Genomic DNA, 24,791 nt, shown 5'->3' on the forward strand with positions numbered 1-24,791 from the left:
ATGATGAGAATTACCCGAATCGAGCCAGTTACAAAGACAAAGTATCGGGTATCTGTTGATGAGCAGTTCGCCTTTGTGGTTTACAAAGGCGAACTGTCCCGTTTTCACCTGAAAGAAGAGTGTGAATTGACAGAGGATACTTATGCAAAGATCAAAGAAGTCCTTTTGAAGCGGGCAAAGCTTCGTGCGATGCACCTGCTGAATGACATGGCAAGAACTGAATCCCAGCTCAGAGATAAATTAAAGCTGGGCGGCTATCCATCGGAGATCACCGAAGCGGCGATTGCCTATGTGAAATCATTTGGATATATCAATGATGACGCCTACATTCGGAACTTTATAGACAGCAGGAAAGATAAAAAGAGCAGACGGGAGATTTATGCCCTTCTGAGACAGAAGGGCGTGGATATGAACCGGGTAGAAGAGATCATGGAAGAGATGTATGAAGAGCATTCCGATCAGGAAGCAATCCGGGAGCTTCTTCGCAAAAAACACTGGGACTTTGCCTGTACAGATCCGAAAGAAAAGCAGAAAATATATGGATATTTGGTGCGAAAAGGATTTCGTTACGAAGATATCCGTCAAGTAATACAAGTTTGCGATTGGAATGCTTGACATATTTGTGAAAACAGTATAGAATTTAAGTGTTGTATTTGTACAATGAAAACTAAATAAGGAGGTGCTCCTGTGCTGATACCTATAATTATTGCTGTAGTTGTTACGCTTATAGTAGTAATGCCGGTTACTTATTTTGTTACTGTTTCCAAGTTGAAGAACGATGCAAATTCTAAGATTGGGAACGCTGATGTAAAAGCAAGAGAAATTATTGATGATGCTTTGAAGACAGCAGAGACAAAGAAGAAGGAAGCACTTTTGGAAGTAAAGGAAGAGTCCATCAAGACAAAGAATGAACTTGAAAAAGAGACTAAGGAACGCAGAGCTGAACTTCAGCGTTATGAAAAGCGTGTACTTTCAAAAGAAGAATCTCTGGATAAGAGATCTGCGGCAATTGAGCAGAGAGAGACTGCATTTACTGCAAAAGAGACAGCGATGAAGCAGCGGGAGGCTGAAGTTGAAGAACTCAGCCAGAAAAGAGTACAGGAACTAGAAAGAATCTCAGGACTTACCTCCGAACAGGCAAAGGATTATCTATTAAAAACTGTTGAAGAAGATGTGAAACATGACACTGCCAAGATGGTGAAAGAGCTTGAAACACGTGCAAAGGAAGAGGCTGACAAGAAGGCGAAAGAGTATGTTGTCACCGCAATCCAGAGATGTGCGGCAGATCATGTGGCTGAAACTACGATCTCGGTAGTTCAGCTTCCAAGTGACGAGATGAAGGGTAGAATTATCGGACGAGAGGGACGGAATATCCGTACTCTTGAGACACTGACAGGAGTAGAGCTTATTATTGATGATACTCCGGAGGCAGTTGTTCTTTCCGGATTTGATCCAATCCGAAGAGAAGTGGCAAGAATTGCACTGGAGCGTTTGATCGTAGATGGACGAATCCATCCTGCAAGAATCGAAGAGATGGTTGAAAAAGCGCAGAAAGAAGTAGAGACTATGATGCGCGAAGAAGGAGAGGCAGCAGCACTTGAAGTTGGTGTACACGGCATCCATCCAGAACTGATTCGTCTTCTTGGACGTATGAAGTTCAGAACGAGCTACGGTCAGAATGCACTGAAGCATTCAATCGAGGTTGCTCAGCTATCCGGATTGCTTGCGGGCGAGATCGGGCTGGATGTCCGTATCGCAAAGCGTGCAGGTCTTTTACATGACATCGGTAAATCGATCGATCACGATGTAGAAGGTTCACATGTTCAGATTGGTGTAGACCTTTGTAGAAAATACAAAGAGTCGCCGCTTATTATCAACGCGGTAGAAGCACATCATGGTGATGTAGAACCACAGTCTCTGATTGCAGGCGTTGTTCAGGCAGCAGATGCGATTTCGGCTGCAAGACCAGGTGCAAGAAGAGAAACCTTGGAGACATACACAAACAGATTAAAACAGTTAGAAGATATTACCAACCAGTTTAAAGGGGTTGAGAAGTCATTTGCTATTCAGGCGGGTAGAGAGATTCGCGTAATGGTAGTTCCAGAACAAGTATCTGATGATGATATGGTATTGCTGGCAAGAGATATTTCAAAACAGATTGAATATGAATTGGAATATCCAGGTCAGATTAAAGTAAATGTAATCCGGGAATCCCGTGTTACAGATTATGCTAAATAACACGATAATCAGAAAACGACAGCCGTCCAAAAGATTCGGTCTTTTGGATGGCTGTATTTAATTTACGCGAGCAACGAGCCAAAGTCCGCGCTTGCACGAGACCTTGGCGACTGCCGCGATAACTTGAGAAACTCGCGGAGCGTGTTTCTCGTAGTTGTGTGAAAAGGAAGTGGAAAACGGATGAAAAAAGAAATCAAACGTGTAAAAAGAGAAAGAGTATATCAGGGAACAATTGTTGATGTATACAAAGATTATATGGAGTTTTCCAATGGAAATCATGAGGTGTGGGACTATATCCACCACAAAGGGGCTGCTGCTGTGATCCCTGTGATGGATGACGGCAGACTCCTGATGGTAAGACAGTACCGGAATGCACTGGATCGCTTTACACTGGAGCTTCCGGCAGGAGGGCTGGACCAAGCGGATGAACCGGGGCGAGACTGTTCGGCAAGAGAATTGGAAGAAGAGACCGGATATCACAGTGATGATCTGGAATGGCTGATCACGCTTCGAACAACTGTAGCACTTTGCAACGAAAAAATCGAAGTTTATGTGGCACGAAACCTGATCCGTACCCATCAGCATCTGGATGAGAATGAATTTGTGAATGTAGAGGCACATACGGTTGAAGAATTGAAGCAGATGATCTTTGAAGGAAAGATTGAAGATTCCAAGACTGTAGCTGCTATCCTTGCCTATGATGCAAAGTATAACAGATAAAGTGAACGCATAATTGACAACTCCGGTCATATAATGAACTATGTGAAATTATTGGAGGCCGGAATGTGGAATTTTATCGGAAGAAATATCAGCTGCCCATGCTATATCTGATCGGTTTTGGAATGGGTATCTTATATGCTAATTTTATTGCGAAAAATTATGTTACGATGACTGGGATTTTCCATGAATATTTTCTAAATCAGTATACACAGGTGAAAATCATAAATGAAGATTACCTGTGGTACCTGCTCAGATGGAGAGTGATGCCTCTGGCGTTAGCGGTCTGTGTGGCAAATCTGGGGTTTCGCAGACTGACAGCAGCCGGAATTCTCCTTTGGACAGGCTTTGCAGCAGGGATACTGTCTGTGGCGGCAGTTTTAAGGATGGGCCTTTGCGGAATGCTGTTGTGTATTGCCGGTATTTTCCCGCAATATATTTTTTATGTACCGGCATATCTTCTATTGATCCGGTATTATTATCGTTATCCGCAAAGTGAATGGAATGGAACAAAAACAGGATTTACTGTTATGATGATCGTGGCGGGAATTTTGTCTGAGGTATATTTAAACCCTGGGATTGTCCGCTGGTTTGTGAAGGTTCTTACATAACAGGAATGTGTTCAGCCACATTTTAGCGTTAGGTGATAGAAAATGACAGAAAGTCCTCTTACTGAACAATTCGGTAAAGAGGACTTTCTGCCGTTTTTTATCGCCCTTGTTTTATCAGGAGAAACATGCAGCAGCCAAATGTAAGAAGCTGGCTTGCAAGCAGTGCCCACAGATAGCCAAGAATCCCGAACTGCGGAATCAGAAACAGAACACCACAGATTCGTACTGCCAGGGTGAACAGATTGATCAGAAAAGTTTTTCCGGCAAGATCCAGACCATTTAACACACTGATCAATGCGGTGTTACTATAGAGAAAAGGACAGATAAATGCTAGTGTTAAGATATAATTTCCGGCTTCTGGTGTATGAAAGATCCGTCTGCTGATAAAGCCGGATGCGGTAAAGAAAAATAGCAGGCAGGCAAAACCAAGAAACAGGCAGAAAAAAATAACTTTCCGTAAAAGCTGCGGAAGAGCATGCTTTTTCTGAGAATCCGGCATACTGGCAACTTCGGGGAGAAGCATTGTGGAGATGGAATTGGTGAGGGCAGATGGAAATAAAATGCAGGGAAGGGCAATTCCGGTCAGAATTCCGTAGGTGCTAAGAGAAGCGGAGATACTCATTCCATACTTTTGCAGGGCAAGAGGAATAGAAATTGCTTCCAGACTCTGAAAAAGATTCAGAAGGACTCTGCTTGCGGTCAGTGGAAGGGCAGAAAAAAGCAGGGGAGGAACAGCAGAAAGAGCCGGCTCCCGGTGTGGGGATAAAGGTTGCCCGGCAATTCTGAGCTTATGGATGCAAAGAAAAGCGGCTGCAATTTCACCACCGACAATTCCGAGGACAGCAATTGCGACAGATGGTGTAAAAGCGGTATGAGCATCGGCTGTATAGAGGAAGATAACAAAAAAGATCCGGACCAGCTGTTCAAATAATTGGGAGAGGGCAGGAAGCCGGATCTGCTTGAGCCCCAGAAAGTAACCACAGCTGCAACTGTGCAGAGCTGCAAATGGAAGTGCATATGCTATCAGGAAGATGAGAGAGGCGCATCGGGGATCACCAAGTATGACTGTGGTGAGGAAAACAGCATTTTTCTGCAACAGAAAAAGACAGCAGATGGAAAGAAAAAGAGAACAAAGCAGTGCTGCTTTCAGGTAAGAATAAGCTTTTGCAGACTGCTTTTTTGCAGAAGAGGCGGCAACCAGGCGCGCCAGAGCCGTCTCGATCCCTGCTGAAGTTGCAGCATAAGCAAGTGTGTAGACAGGGAAAATCAGCTGATACAGACCGATTTCTTCTGCAGGGAAAGATCTGCTGAGAAAAATACGGTAAAAAAATCCCATTACACGGGTGAGAATGCCGACTACAGTAAGGATAAAAGTTCCTTTCAGGAGAAAATGTTTTTGTGACATAGCAGCTCCAAAGGCATTTTTGTTTTAAAATATATGCAAGAAAGAGCCTTGACAGAACATAACAGAGGTGATATTCTCAATTTGCAAGAAATCCTAGTAAAACAGTGGGATATAAAAATAAAGAGAAGGTGATGGATTGAAGATCTCAACGAAGGGTCGTTATGGTTTGCGCGCCTTTATCGATCTTGCGTGTTATGGCGCAGAAGAACCGGTTTCCATCAGCAGTATATCAGCCAGGCAGGAGATATCGGAACGATATCTGGAACAGCTCATGGCGAAGCTGAAAAAGGCAGGTCTTGTCAAGAGTATCCGTGGAGCGGGAGGAGGATATCGGCTGGCAAAGGATGCGGCGGAAGTTTCTGTTGGTGATGTACTCAGAGCACTTGAAGGTGACCTGGAACCTGCGACTTGTGCAGCACTTCATTCGGAAGACAGCTGCGAGATCCAGGGCAGCTGTATCACGAAATATGTCTGGAAGAAAGTCAATGAAAGCATGGCACAGACGGTAGACAGTATTATGATAAATACCCTTGTGGAAATGAATAAAGAAATAAAGAAAGAAGGACAAAAAGATGAGTAAATTAATTTATTTGGATAACGCAGCAACAACAAAAACTGCACCAGAAGTTCTGGAAGCAATGCTGCCATATTTTACAGAGCAGTATGGCAATCCTTCTGCGATCTACAGCTTCGCATCCCATAACAAAGATGTTGTGGCAGAACAGAGAGAAAGAATCGCAAACGCACTCGGTGCAAAGAGCAACGAAATTTATTTTACAGCCGGCGGATCAGAGTCTGACAACTGGGCACTCAAAGCAACCGCTGAGGCTTATCAGAATAAAGGAAAACATATTATCACAACCAAGATCGAACATCATGCAATCCTGCATACAGCAGCTTATTTGGAAGAGCGTGGGTTTGAAGTGACTTATCTTGATGTGGATGAATACGGAAAAGTAAATCCGGCAGATGTGGAAGCAGCAATCCGCCCGGATACCATCCTGATCTCTGTAATGTATGCAAACAACGAGATCGGTACAATTGAACCGATCAAAGAGATCGGTGAGATCGCCCACAAACATGGTATCCTGTTCCACACAGACGCCGTACAGGCTTTCGGACAGGTCCCGATCAATGTAGATGAATGTCATATTGATATGTTAAGTGCCAGCGGACACAAGCTGAACGGACCAAAAGGAATCGGATTCCTCTATATCAGAAAAGGCGTGAAGATCCGTTCCTTCGTTCATGGTGGGGCACAGGAAAGAAAACGTCGTGCAGGTACAGAAAATGTTCCGGGTATTGTTGGAATCGGTACAGCAACAAAACGTGCTATCGCTACGATGGAAGAACGTACAGCAAAAGAGCGCGAGATGAGAGATTATCTGATCAAACGTGTGATGGAAGAAATCCCGTACACCAAGCTGAACGGACATCCGACAGACCGTCTGCCAAATAACGCAAACTTCTGCTTCCGTTTCATTGAGGGCGAATCTATGCTGATCCGTCTTGATATGGCAGGAATTTGTGGATCCAGTGGATCTGCATGTACATCCGGATCTCTTGATCCCTCCCATGTACTTCTTGCAATCGGACTGCCGCACGAGATTGCGCATGGATCTCTGCGCCTGACTCTGAATGAAGAGATCACAAAAGAAGACATTGATTATGTAGTAGATCAGCTTAAGACAATCGTAAGCGATTTACGCGGAATGTCACCGCTTTATGAAGATTTTGCAAAAAAACAGAATAAATAATTCGATAGAAAATACAGCTTTAGGAGGAATTTACAATGTATACAGAGAAAGTAATGGATCATTTTCAGCATCCACGTAATATGGGAGAAATCGAGAACGCAAGCGGAGTGGGTACTGTTGGTAACGCCAAATGTGGTGATATCATGAGAATCTACCTTGATATTGATGATAACGGAATTATTAATGATGTAAAATTTAAGACATTCGGGTGTGGCGCGGCTGTTGCAACAAGCAGTATGGCGACAGAACTTGTAAAGGGAAAACATATTTCAGAAGCAATGCAGGTAACAAACAAAGCCGTTATGGAAGCACTTGACGGACTGCCGCCTGTTAAAGTACACTGTTCTTTACTGGCAGAGGAGGCAATCCATGCAGCACTGTGGGATTATGCAGAGAAGCACGGGATCAAGATCGAAGGACTCCAGAAGCCGAAGAACGATATCAGTGAAGGTGAAGAAGCAGAAGAGGAAGAGTATTAGAATTTTCTGCAGGAGAAAAAAGAATGGCAAAAAAGAAAGTGGTAGTCGGAATGTCAGGTGGTGTCGACTCATCGGTAGCGGCATATCTTCTAAAAGAACAGGGATATGATGTGATCGGTGTGACGATGCAGATCTGGCAGGACGAAGAATCGAAAATACAGGAAGAAAACGGCGGATGCTGTGGACTCAGCGCGGTAGATGATGCCAGAAAAGTTGCGGCACAGATCGGCATTCCGTATTATGTGATGAATTTCAAGAAGGATTTTCAGGAGAAGGTAATCGATTATTTTGTGGATGAATATTTGCATGGCCGGACACCAAATCCGTGCATTGCGTGTAACCGTTATGTAAAATGGGAATCTCTTCTTACACGGAGCATGGAGATCGGAGCAGACTATATTGCAACAGGTCACTATGCGAGAGTAGAACAGTTGCCGAACGGACGCTATGCGATCCGGCATTCGGCAACCTGGTCAAAAGACCAGACCTATGCGCTTTATAATCTTACCCAGGATCAGCTGAGAAGAACGCTGATGCCTGTCGGTGAATACGAAAAAGACCAGATCCGCGAGATCGCAAAAGAGATCGGATTGCAGATTGCGAACAAACCGGACAGTCAGGATATCTGTTTTGTATCCGATGACGATTATGCATCTTTTATTGAAGAAGAAAGTAACCAGAAAATCCCGGAAGGTAATTTTGTAACACCGGACGGAAAGATCCTGGGACGGCATAAAGGAATCATCCACTATACGATCGGACAGAGAAAAGGACTTGGACTTTCTCTTGGGTATCAGGCATTCGTGCTTGAGATCCGTCCGGATACGAATGAAGTTGTGATAGGGACGAATGAAGATCTGATGACGACGCGGGTCCGTGCAAATAAGCTGAACTTTATGACAGTAGAAGATCTGGAAGGTGAGATGCGCGTATTTGCCAAAATCAGATACAACCATAAAGGGGACTGGTGCACAGTCCGCAAAACGGGAGAAGATGAGATAGAGTGCATCTTTGAGACACCGCAGAGAGCGGTTACACCGGGGCAGGCACTGGTACTGTATGATGGAGATTATGTACTTGGAGGCGGAACAATTCTGGGATAGCTCAGAATTGTTCTGCTTTTTGGTATATTGGGACCGTACTGCAATCCAACAAATGATTTGCGGGAAAGCCGGGTGGATTTACACATGAAGAATGACAAGGAGGGCAAAATATGAGAGCGGACTGCCATATGCACACTTATTTTTCCGGAGATTCAGAGGCAAAACCGGAAGATATGGTTCTTGCAGCAATCGATAAAGGACTGGAAGCAATCTGTTTTACGGATCATGAAGATATTGATTATTTTTGTGATGATATTGAATTTGTGTTTAATCCGGAAACCTATTTTAAAGAGCTTGGAGCACTGAAGGAAAAGTATAAAGAGAAGCTGGATATCCGGATCGGTGTGGAGTTTGGACTTCAGCCACACCTTGCGAAGAAAGCAAAAGCATTTACCGCGGCATATCCGTATGATTTTGTGATCGGATCCATGCATGTGGTTGGTGGGAAGGATCCTTATTATCCTGAGTTCTTTGAGGGGATTTCGGATGAAGAGGCCTACCGGATGGCACTTCGGGAGACAATAGCCGATATCAGGGCTGTAGCGGATTTTGATGTGCTCGGACATCTGGATTATGTGGTACGTTATGGAAAACATCGGGAACAGGAATATTCTTACGGCAGATTTGCGGATGAAATAGATGAAATCCTGCGGTATCTTATTGAACACGGAAAAGGGCTGGAAGTCAATACGGCAGGACTGAAGTATGGCCTTCCTTTTGCACACCCGCATCCGGATGTGTTAAAAAGATACAAAGAGCTTGGTGGAGAGATCATCACCGTCGGCGCAGATGCACATAAACCAGAGCATGTAGGGTATGATTTTAACATAGTTGACAATATTCTCGAAGCATGTGGTTTTAAATATTATGCAGAATTCATAAAAAGGGCCCCGGTTTTCAGAAAAATAAAGTGAAAAAAGGGGATTGAATTTTTGTTCTGAATTTAGTACAATAAATTACAGTTGATAAATCTTAAACAATGATAAGATTTATCAAGAAAAATGTAACTGTTATATACAGTAATACAATTTATCTTTAGGAGGACTAAATCATGGCAGTAAAAGTAGCAATCAATGGATTTGGACGTATTGGACGTCTTGCATTCAGACAGATGTTTGGAGCAGAGGGATTTGAGATCGTAGCAATCAACGACCTTACATCTCCTAAGATGCTGGCTCACTTATTAAAATATGATTCAACACAGGGAAAATATGAATTAGCTGATAAAGTATCTGCTGGAGAAGACTCCATCACAGTAGACGGAAAAGAAATCAAAATCTACGCTAAAGCTAATGCAGCTGAACTTCCATGGGGAGAAATCGGAGTAGATGTAGTTCTTGAATGTACAGGATTCTACACATCTAAAGCAAAAGCTCAGGCACATATCGATGCAGGTGCTAAACACGTTATCATTTCTGCACCGGCAGGAAATGACCTTCCTACAATCGTTTACAATGTAAACCATACACAGCTTACAAAAGAAGACGCAATCATTTCTGCAGCTTCTTGTACAACAAACTGTCTTGCACCAATGGCTAAGGCTCTTAATGATCTTGCACCGATCAAATCTGGTATCATGTGCACAATCCATGCTTACACAGGTGATCAGATGACTCTTGACGGACCACAGAGAAAAGGTGATTTGAGAAGATCTCGTGCAGCAGCAGTTAACATCGTTCCTAACAGCACAGGAGCAGCTAAAGCAATCGGACTTGTTATTCCGGAACTTAACGGAAAACTTATCGGATCTGCACAGCGTGTACCAACCCCTACAGGATCTACAACAATCCTTACAGCAGTAGTTGAAGGTGAAGTTACTGTAGAACAGATCAATGCAGCTATGAAAGCAGCTTCTAACGAATCATTTGGATACAACGAAGATCAGATCGTTTCTAGCGATATCGTAGGAATGAGATTTGGTTCTCTTTTCGATTCTACTCAGACAATGGTACTTCCGCTTGACAACGGAACAACAGAAGTACAGGTTGTTTCTTGGTATGACAATGAAAACTCTTACACAAGCCAGATGGTAAGAACAATCAAACACTTCGGAACATTACTTTAATCCGTAACGTTTGTTTGGACAGGCTGAATTGATTCTTACTGGAATATTCCAGAGTTAGACTCAAGCAAGGGTCCGGTCTACATGGACCGGGCTCTTTTATTTAACAGGAAATTCTGATGGAGCTTCCTGCTAAATAAAAGGCACTATGTGCCCAAGATGTGTATTCGTGTGAAAACGCAGATTGTCGCAAGCAACTGCGCTCAGCACGGAAATGTGCCCGGCACATTCCATTTAAACGAAATGTAAACAGGAGGCAGGATTATGCTTAACAAAAAATCTGTAGATGATATCAATGTAAAAGGGAAAAAAGTCCTTGTAAGATGCGATTTTAACGTACCGCTGATCGATGGAAAGATCACAGACGAGAACCGTCTTGTTGCAGCACTTCCTACAATCAAGAAACTGATCGCTGACGGAGGAAAAGTAATCCTCTGCTCACATCTTGGTAAACCGAAGGGAGAACCGAAACCGGAGCTTTCTCTTGCACCGGTTGCAGTAAGACTTTCAGAACTTCTCGGACAGGAAGTAAAATTCGCAGCAGATCCTGAAGTAGTAGGACCAAATGCAAAAGCAGCAGTTGAAGCTATGAAAGATGGAGAGGTAATCCTTCTTGAAAATACACGTTACAGAGCAGAAGAAACAAAGAACGGAGATGAATTTTCTAAGGAACTCGCTTCTCTTTGTGATGTATTCGTAAACGATGCATTCGGAACAGCTCATCGTGCACACTGCTCTAACGTTGGTGTTACCAAATATGTTGATACAGCAGTTGTAGGATATCTTATGCAGAAAGAAATCGATTTCCTTGGAAATGCAGTAAACAATCCGGAAAGACCGTTCGTTGCAATCCTTGGTGGAGCTAAAGTTTCAAGCAAGATTTCTGTAATCGAAAACCTGATCGATAAAGTAGACACTCTGATCATTGGTGGAGGTATGTCTTATACATTCAGCAAAGCACAGGGCGGAACCGTTGGAAAATCTCTTCTTGAAGAAGATTACTGTGAATATGCACTGAACATGATTCAGAAAGCTAAAGACAAAGGCGTAAAACTCCTTCTTCCGGTAGACAACGTAATTGCAGATGATTTTTCAAATGATGCAAATATCAAAGTTGTTAAAGCTGGCGAAATTCCGGAAGGATGGGAAGGACTTGACATCGGACCAGAGACAATCAAGATCTATGCTGATGCTGTAAAAGATGCAAAGACAGTTGTATGGAACGGACCTATGGGTGCATTCGAGATGCCGAACTTTGCAAAAGGAACAGAAGAAGTCGCAAAAGCACTTGCTGAGACAGATGCAGTAACAATCATCGGTGGTGGTGATTCGGCAGCAGCAGTTAACCAGCTCGGATACGGCGACAAGATGACTCACATCTCTACGGGTGGCGGAGCTTCCCTTGAATTCCTTGAAGGTAAGGAACTGCCAGGTGTAGCAGCTGCTAACGATAAATAAGCAGCGTCTGTAATTAAGATAAAATAAGGGAGATTATTGCAATGGCAAGAAAGAAAATTATTGCAGGTAACTGGAAAATGAATATGACACCTTCAGAGGCAGTAGAGCTTGTGAATACACTCAAATCTCTGGTTGTGACAGAAGAGGCTGACGTGGTATTCTGCGTACCGGCAATCGATATCATTCCGGTTGTAGAAGCTGCAAAAGGAAGCAACATCCAGGTTGGAGCAGAGAATATGTACTTTGAAGAAAAAGGTGCATACACAGGAGAAATCTCTCCGAACATGCTTACAGATGCTGGTGTTAAATATGTTGTTCTCGGACACTCTGAAAGAAGAGAATACTTCGCAGAGACAAACGAGACTGTGAACAAAAAGATGCTGAAAGCATTTGAACACGGACTTACACCGATCATGTGCTGTGGAGAAACTCTTGAACAGCGTGAACAGGGTGTGACAATGGACTTCATCCGTCAGCAGGTTAAAGTTGGATTCCAGAATGTAACAGCAGATCAGGCTAAGACAGCAGTTATCGCTTATGAGCCAATCTGGGCAATCGGAACCGGTAAGACAGCTACAACAGAGCAGGCTCAGGAGGTTTGCAAAGCTATCCGTGAATGTATCGCTGAAGTTTATGATGAAGCTACAGCAGAAGCAATCCGTATTCAGTACGGCGGATCTGTAAATGCAGCTACAGCACCGGAATTATTCGCTCAGCCGGATATCGATGGTGGACTTGTAGGTGGTGCTTCTTTAAAACCGGATTTTGGTAAGATTGTAAACTGGAAATAGTCAATTATACCAAGGCGCAGGCAGAAATGCCTGCGTTTTTCGACTGTCAAAGTTTTAACAAGTGCTTGCAAGCATATATAAAATCATGTACAATATTTAACTGAAAGAGAAATCAAACGCTTTAAGACAAAATGAAGGAGTGTAAGACGATGAGTAAAAAACCAACAGTTTTGATGATCTTAGACGGTTACGGTCTGAGAGATGAAAAGAAAGGCAACGGTATTGCAGAGGCAAACACACCGGTTATGGATAAATTAATGGCTGAATATCCGTTTGTAAAAGGAAATGCAAGCGGACTTGCTGTAGGACTTCCGGACGGTCAGATGGGTAACTCGGAAGTAGGTCATATGAATATGGGTGCAGGACGTATCATTTACCAGGAGCTCACCAAGATCACAAAAGCAATCGCTGATGGCGATTTCTTTGAAAATAAGGCACTTCTTGCAGCCTGTGAAAATGCGAAGAAGAACGGTACAGCTCTTCATCTGATGGGACTGGTATCTGATGGTGGTGTACACAGTCATATTACACATATTTATGGAATTTTGGAACTTGCAAAGAGACAGGGGCTGGACAAAGTATATGTTCACTGCTTCCTTGACGGACGTGATACACCTCCGGCATCTGGAAAAGAATATGTTGAACAGTTAGAAGCAAAGATGAAAGAAATCGGTGTAGGTGAAGTTGCAAGTGTTTCCGGACGTTACTATGCAATGGACCGTGACAACCGTTGGGACCGTGTAGAAAAAGCATACGCAGCACTTACACGCAGCGAAGGTGACACAGCAGCATCAGCAACAGAAGGAATCCAGGCTTCTTACGACAAAGAAGTAACTGACGAATTCGTAGTACCATTTGTAGTGACAAAAAACGGTACACCGGTTGCAACTGTAAAAGACGGAGATTCTGTGATCTTCTTTAATTTCCGCCCGGATCGAGCAAGAGAAATCACCAGAACATTCTGTGCGGATGATTTTGACGGATTTGACAGAGGAGAACGTATCAAGACAACTTATGTATGTTTTACAGAGTATGATGAGACAATTCCAAATAAAATGGTTGCATTTGTAAAAGAAGGCATCACGAATACATTTGGCGAATTTCTTGCAGCAAACAACATGACACAGGCAAGAATCGCCGAGACAGAGAAATATGCACATGTTACCTTCTTCTTTAATGGTGGAGTAGAAGAACCGAACAAGGGAGAGGACAGAATCCTTGTCAAATCGCCTAAGGTTGCAACTTACGATCTGAAGCCGGAGATGAGTGCATATGAAGTATGTGACAAGCTTGTAGATGCAATCAAAGCGGACAAGTACGACGTAATCGTAATTAACTTTGCAAACCCGGATATGGTTGGTCATACCGGTGTAGAAGCAGCAGTGATCAAAGCAATTGAAGCTGTTGATGAATGTGTAGGAAAAGCAGTTGATGCAGTGAAAGAAGTTGGTGGACAGATGTTTATCTGCGCTGACCACGGAAATGCAGAACAGCTGATCGATGAAGAGACAGGAGAACCATTTACCGCTCATACAACGAACCCGGTTCCGTTCATTCTTGTAAATGCAGATCCTGCATATAAGCTTCGTGAAGGCGGATGCCTTGCAGACATCGCTCCGACGCTGATCGAGCTGATGGGAATGCAGCAGCCAGCAGATATGACTGGAAAATCATTATTAGTAAAATAGTAAATATATTTGCCCGGAATCATGAAAATGGTTCCGGGTGTTTTGTTGTCAGAAGAGCAAAACATACTGCAGGAGAAAAGAAAATATGCTGCATATAAATCTGATCTACTCTTTTTGAAAAGCATCGAGATGGAAAAATGCATGAAATGAAAAATAAAAATTCAAAAAAACACATTTAAATCAACAAAAATCACGATATGTCATATTTATATGCAAGAATTGGTTGACGAAAAATCATTTTTCCTATATACTTACTACTTGTAGTGAGTTTTGATGTTGTCAAAACAGCTGAAAGAAACTGCAGATGGCAGATTTCGGAAGTATAAAGTACGGCAGGAAACACACAATGATTAGTTGATGATTATGGGAGGTTTTCAAGATGACTGCATATAGAGATATGAGTAGAGAAGAACTGCTTGAATTAAAGAGCAGACTGGAAAAAGAATTTGAAGATGTTAAAGGAAAAGGTCTGAAACTGGATATGTCCAGAGGTAAACCGTCCAAAGCACAGCTTGATCTTTCTATGGGGATGATGGATGTACTTAAGAGTACATCAGATCTTGTCTGCGAAGAAGGAGTAGATTGCCGTAACTATGGAGTGATCGATGGAATCAAAGAAGCAAAACAGCTTCTTTCTGATATGATGGAAGTACCGAAGGACAATATTATCATCTTTGGTAACTCCAGCCTGAACGTAATGTATGATACTGTTGCAAGAGCGATGACACATGGTATCATGGGAAGCACCCCTTGGGCAAAGCTTGACAAGATAAAATTCCTGTGCCCGGTACCTGGATATGACAGACATTTTGCAATCACCGAACATTTTGGAATTGAGATGATCAATATTCCAATGACGTCGGATGGACCGGATATGGATCTGGTAGAGCAGTATGTGGAGAATGATCCGGCTGTAAAAGGTATCTGGTGTGTACCGAAATATTCTAACCCACAGGGAATCACTTATTCTGATGAAACCGTACACCGTTTTGCGAAATTAAATCCAGCGGCAGAAGATTTCCGTATTTTCTGGGATAATGCATATGGAATCCATCATTTGTATGAGGATAAACAGGATTATCTGATCGAGATTTTGATGGAATGTAAAAAAGAAGGACATCCGAATATGGTTTACAAATTCGGTTCTACTTCCAAGATCAGCTTCCCGGGTTCTGGTATTGCAGCAATTGCAGCATCCGATGAAAACCTTGCGGAAATCCGCAAGATGATGTCCGTACAGACCATCGGTCATGATAAATTAAACCAGCTCAGACATGCGCGTTTCTTCGGTGATATCCATGGAATGGTTCAGCATATGAAGAAACATGCAGATATCTTAAGACCGAAATTTGACACCGTATTAAATGTACTGGAAAGTGAGCTTGGCGGACTTGAGATTGGTTCCTGGATGGCACCGCGAGGAGGATACTTCATTTCCTTCGATGCGTTGGATGGATGTGCCAAAGCAATCGTAGCAAAAGCAAAAGAAGCCGGACTGATCATGACAAAAGCGGGAGCAACCTTCCCATACGGAAAGGATCCAAAAGACAGCAATATCCGAATTGCACCGTCCTTCCCGACACCAGAAGAACTGGAAGTTGCAGCACAGGTATTCGTACTCAGCGTAAAACTGGTAAGTATTGATAAAATTCTTGGCGAAAAAGTAGAAGTCGAAGAAGCTTAATATATGTGAGAAACAGTGGATTTTCCCGAAAAGGAGTCCGCTGTTTTTTTAAATAAAGGTTGTGTGGTCGATTTTACAAAAGAAAGTCCTCCAATTCCATTGTGCAAACCATTCCGATGAGCCTCTTAGAGCGGAAATCATGTTCAGCAAAGGCTTCCACGCTTCCTGAGTCTCATCTACATTGCACAAAAAGTGAATTGGCGGACTTTCTTTTGTAAAATCGACCGTTTAACTGTACTGGTAAAAATGACGGTGCTGAATTCGGAGAGAAAAAACTGTAAAGAAAGATATTACACTAATCTTCCCTTCCGACTGCAATTCCCTAAATCCTAGTCCTCACCACCCAAAAAACTTTCGCATATGTAAAACAAAGTTACCAATATACAGACCAGAGAAAACAAAGTACTCCCTCACATGAATTTGCACTACGGAGTTCAAGACTCAGGAATCGTGGAAGCCTTTGCTGAACACGATTCCTGCCTTAAGAGGCTTGAACGAAGTGGTTAGTGCAACTGAATGTGAGGGAGTACTTTGTTTCCTCTGGTCGTCTTATTGCAACCAAATATATTTTACATATCCTAAAATTCTACATCTTCTTCTGCGCAGTCGAAAGCATCAGTTTGATGCGGTTCAGCTGGTTTACTTCGCTTGCTCCCGGATCATAATCGATTGCAACGATGTTGGATTCCGGATGACGGCGGCGCAGTTCTTTAATAACACCTTTTCCGACTACGTGGTTTGGCAGACAGGCGAAAGGCTGTGTGCAGACAATGTTTGGTGCACCGCTGTGGATCAGCTCCAGCATTTCTCCGGTAAGGAACCATCCTTCACCGGTCTGGTTTCCAAGAGAAACAATTTCTTTTGCCATCGAAGCCAGGTGTTCAATATGTGATGGTGGATCGAAGCGTTTACTTGCTTTTAATGCATCAACGGCAGGCTTGCGGAACCATTCCAGAGCCTTGATTCCGAGATTACCCATGCGGGCGGTTGATTTCTTCATGCCGAGATGTTCTGCTTTAAAGTTTGTATTGTAGAAGCAGTAGAGCAGGAAGTCGGTCAGATCCGGAACCACGGCTTCGGCACCTTCCTGTTCAAGAAGATCTACCAGGTAGTTATTGGCAGCTGGAAGGAATTTAACAAGGATTTCTCCGACAACTCCGACACGTGGCTTTTTGACATCTTTTAATGGAAGAGAATCAAAATCTTCTACGATCTGGCGGCAGAGACGCTTAAACTCGTGTCTGCTTGGATAACCTTTCTTGATAAATTTGATAACTGTCTTTTCCCATTTCTTATGCATGGCATTGGCAGAGCCTGGAACAGCTTCGTATGGACGGACACGATACAGGCAGCGCATGAAGAGGTCGCCAAATATCAGACCATACACACCTTTCAGTACAAGCGGAAGGGTGATCTTGAATCCAGGATTGCTTTCAAGCCCGCTTAAGTTGATTGAAATAACAGGGATATGTCCGTAACCGGCTTTTTTAAGAGCACGGCGGATAAATCCGATATAGTTGGAAGCACGGCATCCGCCACCGGTCTGTGAAATAATGACAGCCAGGTGGTCGGTGTCATATTTGCCGGAAAGGATAGCCTCCATGATCTGTCCAACTACCATCAGAGATGGGTAGCAGGCGTCATTGTTTACATATTTAAGACCCATGTCAACTGCATGCTTGTTATCATTTTTCAGTACTTCCAGTTTGTAGCCTGCTTCCTGGAAGGCTGGCTCAATCAGTGAAAAATGGATCGGTGACATCTGCGGACACAAAATGGTATAGGTTTCTTTCATTTCCTTTGTAAAAGGAATTTTTTCGATATTTGCCGGACGAATGGTGCGCTCCATATGCTTCTGCTCGCGGACACGGATGGCTGCGAGCAGAGAACGGATACGGATACGTGCAGCACCCAGGTTATTAACCTCATCAATTTTGAGAGAAGTATAAATCTTGTCGGAACCGGTCAGAATATCTGCAACAGCATCGGTTGTTACGGCATCAAGACCGCATCCGAAAGAGTTCAGCTGGATCAGATCCAGATCATCTCTTGTCTTTACAAAATTGGCTGCTGCGTACAGTCGCGAATGATACATCCACTGATCCATAACAATCAGCGGTCGTTCTACCGGATTCAGATGGGAGATGGAATCTTCCGTCAGAACGGCAAGTCCGTAGGAGGTGATCATCTCCGGGATACCGTGGTTGACCTCAGGATCGTAATGGTATGGACGACCGGCAAGCACGATGCCGCGGGTTCCTGTCTTTTCCATGTAAGCGAGAGTTTCTTCACCTTTTTTGCGGATGTCCTGACGGCATGTGGCAAGCTCTTCCCATGCAGCATGAGCGGCATTTTTGATTTCTTCTGCCGGAAGATTCTTTGCAGAAGTAAATTCACGGACCAGTCCGTCTGTGATTGTCTCTTCGCTTGTGAGGGCGAGGAATGGATTCATGAAATCCACTTCACCGTGTACGATCGGATCCATATTATTCTTGATGTTCTCCGCGTATGAGGTGACGATCGGGCAGTTATAATGATTGTCGGCATCGGCAAATTCACCACGTTCGTATGGTATACAAGGGTAGAAGATAAAGTCTGCACCCTGGTTGATCAGCCACTGTACATGTCCGTGCGCCAGCTTTGCCGGATAACACTCGGATTCGCTCGGAATAGATTCAATACCAAGTTCATAAATCTTATGTGTAGAAGCAGGAGAGAGTAACACATGATATCCCAGTTTTGTGAAGAAAGTAAACCAGAACGGATAGTTCTCATACATGTTGAGAACTCTTGGAATACCAACCGTTCCACGTTTTGCTTCGGATGGATCTAATGGCGTGTAACCAAAATAACGTTCATTTTTATAAGCGAAAAGGTTTGGCACATCACTCTTTGCTTTCTCTTTTCCAAGACCGCGCTCGCAACGGTTTCCGGAAATAAAACGACGTCCTCCACTGAATCTGTTGATGGTCAGACGACAGTTGTTGGTACAGCCGTTACATTTTGCCATTGAGGTTGTATAGGTAAGTTCATTGATTTCATCAATGGAAAGCATAGTTGTATTTTTGCATTCTTTGAAACCATAGCGTTCTCTTGCAATCAGTGCAGCCCCAAAAGCACCCATGATTCCTGCAATATCCGGACGGATTGCCTGACATCCGGCGATGGTCTCAAAGCTTCTGAGTACGGCATCATTGTAGAATGTACCACCCTGTACAACAATTTTTTTACCAAGCTCAGATGCATCGGATACCTTGATAACCTTGAAAAGAGCATTTTTGATAACCGAATAAGCAAGTCCGGCTGAAATATCGGATACTTCAGCACCTTCTTTTTGTGCCTGTTTTACCTTTGAGTTCATAAATACGGTACAACGAGTACCGAGGTCAATCGGATGTTTCGCAAAAAGTGCTTCATGTGCAAAATCCTCTACGGTGTAGTTCAGGGATTTGGCAAAAGTCTCGATAAAGGAACCGCATCCGGAAGAACATGCTTCGTTGAGCTGTACGCTGTCTACAGTCTGATTCTTGATCTTGATACACTTCATATCCTGACCACCGATATCGAGGATACAGTCTACATCCGGTTCGAAGAAAGAAGCGGCGTAATAGTGAGATACGGTTTCAACTTCGCCTTCATCCAGAAGAAGTGCGGCTTTAATGAGCGCTTCTCCGTAACCGGTTGAGCAGGAGTGAACGATCTGTACGCCTTCCGGAAGCTGGCTGTAAATATCCTTGATCGCACCGATGGTCGTACCAAGAGGATCACCGTCATTGCCATGGTAGAAGGAGTACAAAAGAGTACCGTCTTCTCCGACCAGAGCGGCTTTCGTGGTGGTAGAACCGGCATCGATTCCAAGGTAGGCATTACCGCGGTAGCTGGCAAGATCACCAACCGGCACCTGATGCTTTGCATGGCGGTTCTTAAATTCATTGTAATCTGCTTCGCTGGAAAAGAGCGGCTGCATACGCTCAACTTCAAAGTCCATTTCAATATGGGCATCCAGCTTTTTCTGCATCTCACCAAGAGAGGTGACTACATCCTTTTTAGAGTTCAGCGCAGAGCCGACGGCTGCAAAAAGATGGGAATACTTTGGTGCGATAATGTGTTCGTCATCCAGCTTGAGAGTACGGATAAACGCTTCTCTCAGTTCAGAGAGGAAATGAAGCGGTCCACCGAGGAAAGCAACATGTCCGCGGATTGGTTTTCCGCAGGCAAGACCACTGATGGTCTGGTTGACGACTGCCTGGAAAATAGAAGCAGACAGGTCTTCTTTGGTAGCACCGTCATTGATCAGCGGCTGGATATCTGTCTTGGCAAATACGCCACAGCGGGCTGCAATCGTATAAAGTGCTTTGTAATTTTTGGCATATTCGTTCAGACCGGTTGCATCTGTCTGGAGAAGGGATGCCATCTGGTCGATGAAAGATCCGGTACCTCCGGCGCAGATTCCGTTCATACGCTGCTCAATATTTCCATTTTCAAAATAGATGATCTTGGCATCTTCGCCGCCCAGCTCGATCGCTACATCGGTCTGTGGTGCATAATCCTGAAGAGCGGTGGAAACGGCAACAACCTCCTGGACAAAAGGTACGCCAAGATGCTTTGCCAGAGTAAGACCACCTGATCCGGTAATCATTGGAGATACCTTGATCTGACCGAGCTTGTAGATAGCACGACCAAGCAGATCAGAAAGGGTTTCCTGAATATTGGCGAAGTGACGCTCGTAATCAGAAAACAGAACATCATTATTACTGTCCAGAACTGCGATTTTAACAGTTGTAGAACCGATGTCAATTCCCAGGGTATGTAATTCTGTCTGAATCATGATTTAACTACTCCTTATTACAATTAAAAAATTTGTCTGTGTTATTACCTATTAAATGTAGTTCGCAGAGAACTACAGTATCTTACATTATACGACAGAACCAACGAAAATACAAATAGAAGTTGTGTATGGCATTGTAGAAAAAAGTGCCTGGAAGTGAACAAAAGATGTAAATTATGTGAAAAGAGAGTAAAGAGGTGGAATGGAATTGACAAAGTAAAAAGCAGACGATAAAATAACATACGTGGAAGGAGAGTTTGAATGAAGAACTGGTTAGATAAAATGGAGCGCAGGTTCGGGCGCTATGCAATTAGAAATCTTACGATGTATCTGCTTGCAGGCTATGCAATCGGATATCTTTTGAGTTTTACGATGCCACAGCTTCTTACCTATTTTACACTGGAACCGGCACTGATTTTGAAAGGGCAGGTGTGGCGACTTCTAAGCTGGGTGATCATCCCGCCGAATGACAATATTATTTTTGTTATCTTTATGATGCTGTTATACTATTCCCTTGGTAATACGCTGGAAAGCTACTGGGGGGCATTTCGTTACAATGTTTACATTTTTTCAGGAATATTATTTACAGTTATTGGAGCTTTTATTGTGAATGGACTGATCGGAGGCATTACCGGATTTGGAAGTCTTTACAGTACTTACTATATCAATATGTCCATTTTCCTTGCATGTGCATCCATCATGCCGGATTATCAGCTTTTGCTTTACGGCATTATCCCGATCAAGATGAAGTGGCTTGCAATTCTGGATGTGGTTCTACTTGCGGTAGACGCAGTGCAGGGCGGTCTGATCATACGGATCGTGATCATCGCATCCCTTTTGAACTTTATTATTTTCTTTTTCTGCAACCGGAATCTGCGTGGACACAGTCCGAAACAGGCTGCCCGCAGAAAGAAATTCCAGAAGCAGATAAGCCGTCCGCAGAATCAGTATGCAGGCGGTGCAAAGCACAGATGTGCAGTGTGCGGTCGTACTGAACTTGACGATCCGACACTGGAGTTTCGTTATTGTTCAAAGTGTAACGGGAATTATGAATATTGCCAGGACCATCTTTTCACACACGAACATGTGAAGTAGAGTTCTAACATAGAATCAAATTGAATAATAAGAGGAGGAAACAATGAAAAAAACCAAGATTGTTTGTACAATGGGACCAAACACCAACGACAGAGAAATGATGAGAAAGCTGATCCAGAATGGAATGAATGTGGCACGTTTCAATTTCTCACATGGTGATCATGAAGAACAGAAATTCAGAATGGATATGCTCAAAGAACTTCGTGAAGAGGAACATGCAAACACAGCAATCCTTCTAGATACAAAGGGACCGGAAATCCGTACAGGAATTCTGAAAGACGGAAAGAAAATTATTTTAAAAGAAGGAGAAACCTTCACTCTGACAACAGAAGATATCATAGGAGATAATAAGAGAGTATCTATCACATATAAGGGACTGGTACAGGATATTTATAAAGGCTGTACCATTCTGATCGACGATGGCCTGATCGGACTTCGTGTAGAGAGCAAGACAGAGACAGAGATTGTCTGTTCTGTAGTAAATGGTGGAGAACTTGGCGAAAGAAAAGGTGTTAACGTACCGAACGTAGCCATTCGTCTTCCGGCTATTACAGAAAAAGATAAGGATGATATCCGTTTCGGTGTAGAGCAGGATATTGACTTTATCGCAGCATCATTTGTAAGAAATGCAGAGTGTGTACTTGAGATCAAGGCATACTTAAAAGAACTCGGCGCTCCGTATATTCCAATCATTGCAAAGGTAGAGAACGCAGAAGGTATTGAGAATATTGATGAGATCATCCGTGCGGCTGATGGTATCATGGTGGCACGTGGAGATCTTGGTGTAGAGATCCCGGCAGAGGAAGTGCCGCATCTCCAGAAAATGATCATCCAGAAATGTAATGACAACTTTAAGACTGTTATTACTGCAACACAGATGCTGGATTCTATGATGCGTAATCCGCGTCCGACAAGAGCAGAAGTGACGGACGTTGCCAATGCGGTATACGACGGAACAGATGCAGTTATGCTTTCCGGAGAGACAGCACAGGGTAAATACCCTCTGGAAGCACTGCAGATGATGGTTCATATTGTAGAGACAACAGAAGAACATCTGGATTATGATTCGATCCTTGCAAAAGCAGGAGATCATCTGAAATTAGGCGTATCCAGCGCAATCGGATATGCTTCTGTACTTGCGGCAGCGAACCTGAATGCAAGATGCATCATCACTCCATCTGTATCCGGTGCAACAACAAGGGTTGTATCCAACCTTCGTCCGAGGCAGGAAATCCTTGGAATTACACCGAACGAACGTACCCTTCGCCGGATGTCGATCTACTGGGGCGTAAGAGGATTGAAGTCTCTGGAATTCCATACAACAGATGATATCTGCAGTGGGGCAATTGATCTTGCACAGGCAAAGAAATGCGTGGACAGTGGAGATATTGTTGTCCTGACAGCTGGTATTCCTTCACCGAGCGTACAGCGTGAAAAGGGTTCTGTAAGTAATATGATGCGTATTGCAACCATCGACTAGACGAAAGAGAGATGAACAGAATGAAAAAAGAACCATTCGTAACAAAGACACAGTTAGATGAAATCGTAAAAGAATATCCGACTCCGTTTCATCTTTATGATGAAAAAGGGATTCGTGAAAATGTAAAAGCACTCAAAGAAGCATTTGCATGGAACAAAGGATATAAAGAATATTTTGCAGTAAAGGCAACTCCAAACCCATATATCCTCAATATTTTAAAAGAATATGGATGCGGATGTGACTGCTCTTCCTATACAGAGCTTTTAATGTCTGAGTCTGTCGGACAGGTTGGAGAAAATATTATGTTTTCTTCCAATGATACACCGGCAGAGGAATTTGCACTTGCTGATAAGCTCGGCGCGATCATCAACCTGGACGATATTACACACATTGATTTTCTGGAAAAGACGATCGGAAAGATTCCGGAGACAATCAGCTGCCGTTATAATCCGGGTGGACTTTTCAAAATTTCCAACAGCATTATGGATAATCCGGGAGATGCCAAATACGGTATGACAACTGAACAGATTTTTGAGGCATTCAAGATCCTGAAGTCCAAAGGCGCAAAAGAGTTCGGTATCCATGCATTCCTTGCAAGTAATACTGTAACTAATGAATATTATCCGACACTTGCACGTACTTTGTTTGAAGTAGCAGTTAAGCTTCAGAAGGAGACCGGTGTACATATCAAGTTCATCAACCTTTCCGGTGGTGTGGGAATCCCTTACAAACCGGATCAGGAACCGAACGATATCAAGGTGATCGGTGAAGGTGTAAGAAAAGTGTACGAAGAGGTTCTTGTTCCGGCTGGAATGGGCGATGCGGCGATTTACACAGAGCTTGGCCGTTTTATGCTTGGACCTTATGGATGCCTTGTGACAAAAGCAATCCATGAAAAGCATACGCACAAAGAGTACATCGGTGTAGATGCATGTGCCGCAAACCTGATGCGTCCGGCTATGTATGGTGCCTACCATCACATTACTGTCATGGGAAAAGAAAATGAACCATGCGATCATACTTATGATGTGATTGGTTCTCTGTGCGAGAATAATGATAAATTTGCAATCGACCGTCAGCTTCCGAAGATTGACATGGGAGATCTGCTTGTGATCCATGATACCGGAGCACATGGATTCTCTATGGGATATAATTACAACGGACGTCTTCGTTCCGCAGAAGTTCTTCTGAAAGAGGACGGAGGTACACAGCTGATCCGCAGAGCAGAGACGCCGATGGATTACTTTGCAACTTTCGACTGCTTCCCGGTTTATGAGGAACTTAAGAAGAATACGGAAGAAGCGGATAAGCTCGGAAAATAGAATTATAAGCTGAGATAGAAAACGCCCCTGGATTTTGATATGCTACCCTCATATAGGACAATGAAATATAAAA

Annotated in this window: 19 protein-coding genes; 17 read left to right on the forward strand and 2 right to left on the reverse strand. The window is 43.4% G+C overall.

Annotation, left to right across the window (positions count from 1 at the left end; genetic code table 11):
• Positions 1–3 precede the first annotated feature (3 nt).
• From PG766_RS14130 to PG766_RS14145, 4 genes are all read left to right on the forward strand, one after another.
• On the forward strand, positions 4–615 hold the full coding sequence (locus PG766_RS14130) for a regulatory protein RecX (RefSeq protein WP_118199537.1): 612 nt from the start codon (positions 4–6) through the stop codon (positions 613–615).
• A gap of 72 nt (positions 616–687) precedes the next feature.
• Entirely contained in the window at positions 688–2,238 is a 1,551-nt protein-coding gene (rny, locus tag PG766_RS14135) for a ribonuclease Y (RefSeq protein ID WP_008372294.1), read from the forward strand.
• 180 nt (positions 2,239–2,418) lie between these two features.
• Positions 2,419–2,958 carry an NUDIX hydrolase gene (locus PG766_RS14140; protein ID WP_008372292.1) on the forward strand — a complete coding sequence of 180 codons (540 nt, stop codon included), beginning with the start codon at positions 2,419–2,421 and terminating at the stop codon, positions 2,956–2,958.
• Between the two features lie 65 nt (positions 2,959–3,023).
• A complete protein-coding gene (locus tag PG766_RS14145) occupies positions 3,024–3,566 on the forward strand; it encodes a stage II sporulation protein M (protein WP_243002775.1) in 543 nt (180 codons plus the stop codon).
• 97 nt (positions 3,567–3,663) lie between these two features.
• On the opposite strand, the gene PG766_RS14150 is transcribed toward PG766_RS14145, so the two are convergent.
• Positions 3,664–4,971: an oligosaccharide flippase family protein gene (locus PG766_RS14150; RefSeq protein ID WP_118199529.1), complete on the reverse strand. Its 1,308-nt coding sequence runs from the start codon at positions 4,969–4,971 to the stop codon at positions 3,664–3,666.
• A 136-nt stretch (positions 4,972–5,107) separates the two neighbouring features.
• On the opposite strand from PG766_RS14150, the gene PG766_RS14155 reads away from it, so the two are divergent.
• The 10 genes from PG766_RS14155 (at position 5,108) to PG766_RS14200 (ending at position 15,993) form a co-directional block, all read left to right on the forward strand.
• Positions 5,108–5,551 carry an RrF2 family transcriptional regulator gene (locus PG766_RS14155; RefSeq protein ID WP_055260503.1) on the forward strand — a complete coding sequence of 148 codons (444 nt, stop codon included), beginning with the start codon at positions 5,108–5,110 and terminating at the stop codon, positions 5,549–5,551.
• Positions 5,544–6,728, forward strand: coding sequence for a cysteine desulfurase NifS (gene nifS / locus PG766_RS14160; protein WP_022220116.1), 1,185 nt, complete (start codon positions 5,544–5,546; stop codon positions 6,726–6,728). The genes PG766_RS14155 and nifS overlap by 8 nt, the downstream gene beginning before the upstream one ends.
• Positions 6,729–6,763: 35 nt before the next feature.
• Complete coding sequence (gene nifU / locus PG766_RS14165) at positions 6,764–7,207, forward strand: Fe-S cluster assembly scaffold protein NifU (RefSeq protein ID WP_008372281.1); 444 nt, start codon at positions 6,764–6,766, stop codon at positions 7,205–7,207.
• A gap of 23 nt (positions 7,208–7,230) precedes the next feature.
• Positions 7,231–8,310 (forward strand): tRNA 2-thiouridine(34) synthase MnmA, encoded by a 1,080-nt coding sequence (gene mnmA / locus PG766_RS14170; RefSeq protein WP_117556678.1) that lies wholly within the window; start codon positions 7,231–7,233, stop codon positions 8,308–8,310.
• A 110-nt stretch (positions 8,311–8,420) separates the two neighbouring features.
• Entirely contained in the window at positions 8,421–9,224 is an 804-nt protein-coding gene (locus tag PG766_RS14175) for a histidinol-phosphatase HisJ family protein (RefSeq protein ID WP_118199528.1), read from the forward strand.
• 137 nt (positions 9,225–9,361) lie between these two features.
• Complete coding sequence (gap, locus tag PG766_RS14180) at positions 9,362–10,375, forward strand: type I glyceraldehyde-3-phosphate dehydrogenase (protein WP_117823902.1); 1,014 nt, start codon at positions 9,362–9,364, stop codon at positions 10,373–10,375.
• 261 nt (positions 10,376–10,636) lie between these two features.
• Positions 10,637–11,830: a phosphoglycerate kinase gene (locus PG766_RS14185; RefSeq protein WP_022220114.1), complete on the forward strand. Its 1,194-nt coding sequence runs from the start codon at positions 10,637–10,639 to the stop codon at positions 11,828–11,830.
• Between the two features lie 41 nt (positions 11,831–11,871).
• Positions 11,872–12,621, forward strand: coding sequence for a triose-phosphate isomerase (gene tpiA, locus PG766_RS14190; RefSeq protein WP_008372272.1), 750 nt, complete (start codon positions 11,872–11,874; stop codon positions 12,619–12,621).
• Between the two features lie 149 nt (positions 12,622–12,770).
• A complete protein-coding gene (gpmI, locus tag PG766_RS14195; protein WP_118199527.1) occupies positions 12,771–14,309 on the forward strand; it encodes a 2,3-bisphosphoglycerate-independent phosphoglycerate mutase in 1,539 nt (512 codons plus the stop codon).
• Positions 14,310–14,688: 379 nt separating this feature from the next.
• Positions 14,689–15,993, forward strand: a complete 1,305-nt coding sequence (locus tag PG766_RS14200; protein ID WP_117556686.1) for an aminotransferase — start codon at positions 14,689–14,691, stop codon at positions 15,991–15,993.
• 586 nt (positions 15,994–16,579) lie between these two features.
• Here PG766_RS14200 and PG766_RS14205 read toward each other — a convergent pair.
• On the reverse strand, positions 16,580–20,821 hold the full coding sequence (locus PG766_RS14205; protein ID WP_270591072.1) for a 2-hydroxyacyl-CoA dehydratase: 4,242 nt from the start codon (positions 20,819–20,821) through the stop codon (positions 16,580–16,582).
• A gap of 261 nt (positions 20,822–21,082) precedes the next feature.
• Between PG766_RS14205 and PG766_RS14210 the strand changes: the two genes are divergently transcribed.
• The 3 genes from PG766_RS14210 to PG766_RS14220 are packed head-to-tail and all read left to right on the forward strand — an operon-like array spanning position 21,083 to position 24,718.
• A complete protein-coding gene (locus PG766_RS14210) occupies positions 21,083–21,916 on the forward strand; it encodes a membrane protein (protein ID WP_008372258.1) in 834 nt (277 codons plus the stop codon).
• A 43-nt stretch (positions 21,917–21,959) separates the two neighbouring features.
• The gene (gene pyk, locus PG766_RS14215) at positions 21,960–23,396 is read left to right on the forward strand and encodes a pyruvate kinase (protein ID WP_270591074.1); all 1,437 of its coding nucleotides are present in this window, start codon (positions 21,960–21,962) and stop codon (positions 23,394–23,396) included.
• Positions 23,397–23,416: 20 nt separating this feature from the next.
• Entirely contained in the window at positions 23,417–24,718 is a 1,302-nt protein-coding gene (locus PG766_RS14220; protein ID WP_270591076.1) for a diaminopimelate decarboxylase, read from the forward strand.
• The last annotated feature ends 73 nt before the right edge of the window (positions 24,719–24,791 follow it).

It is taken from the genome of Coprococcus sp. LG101-27 (assembly GCF_027695515.1).
Classification (GTDB): Bacteria; Bacillota; Clostridia; order Lachnospirales; family Lachnospiraceae; genus Allocoprococcus; species Allocoprococcus comes.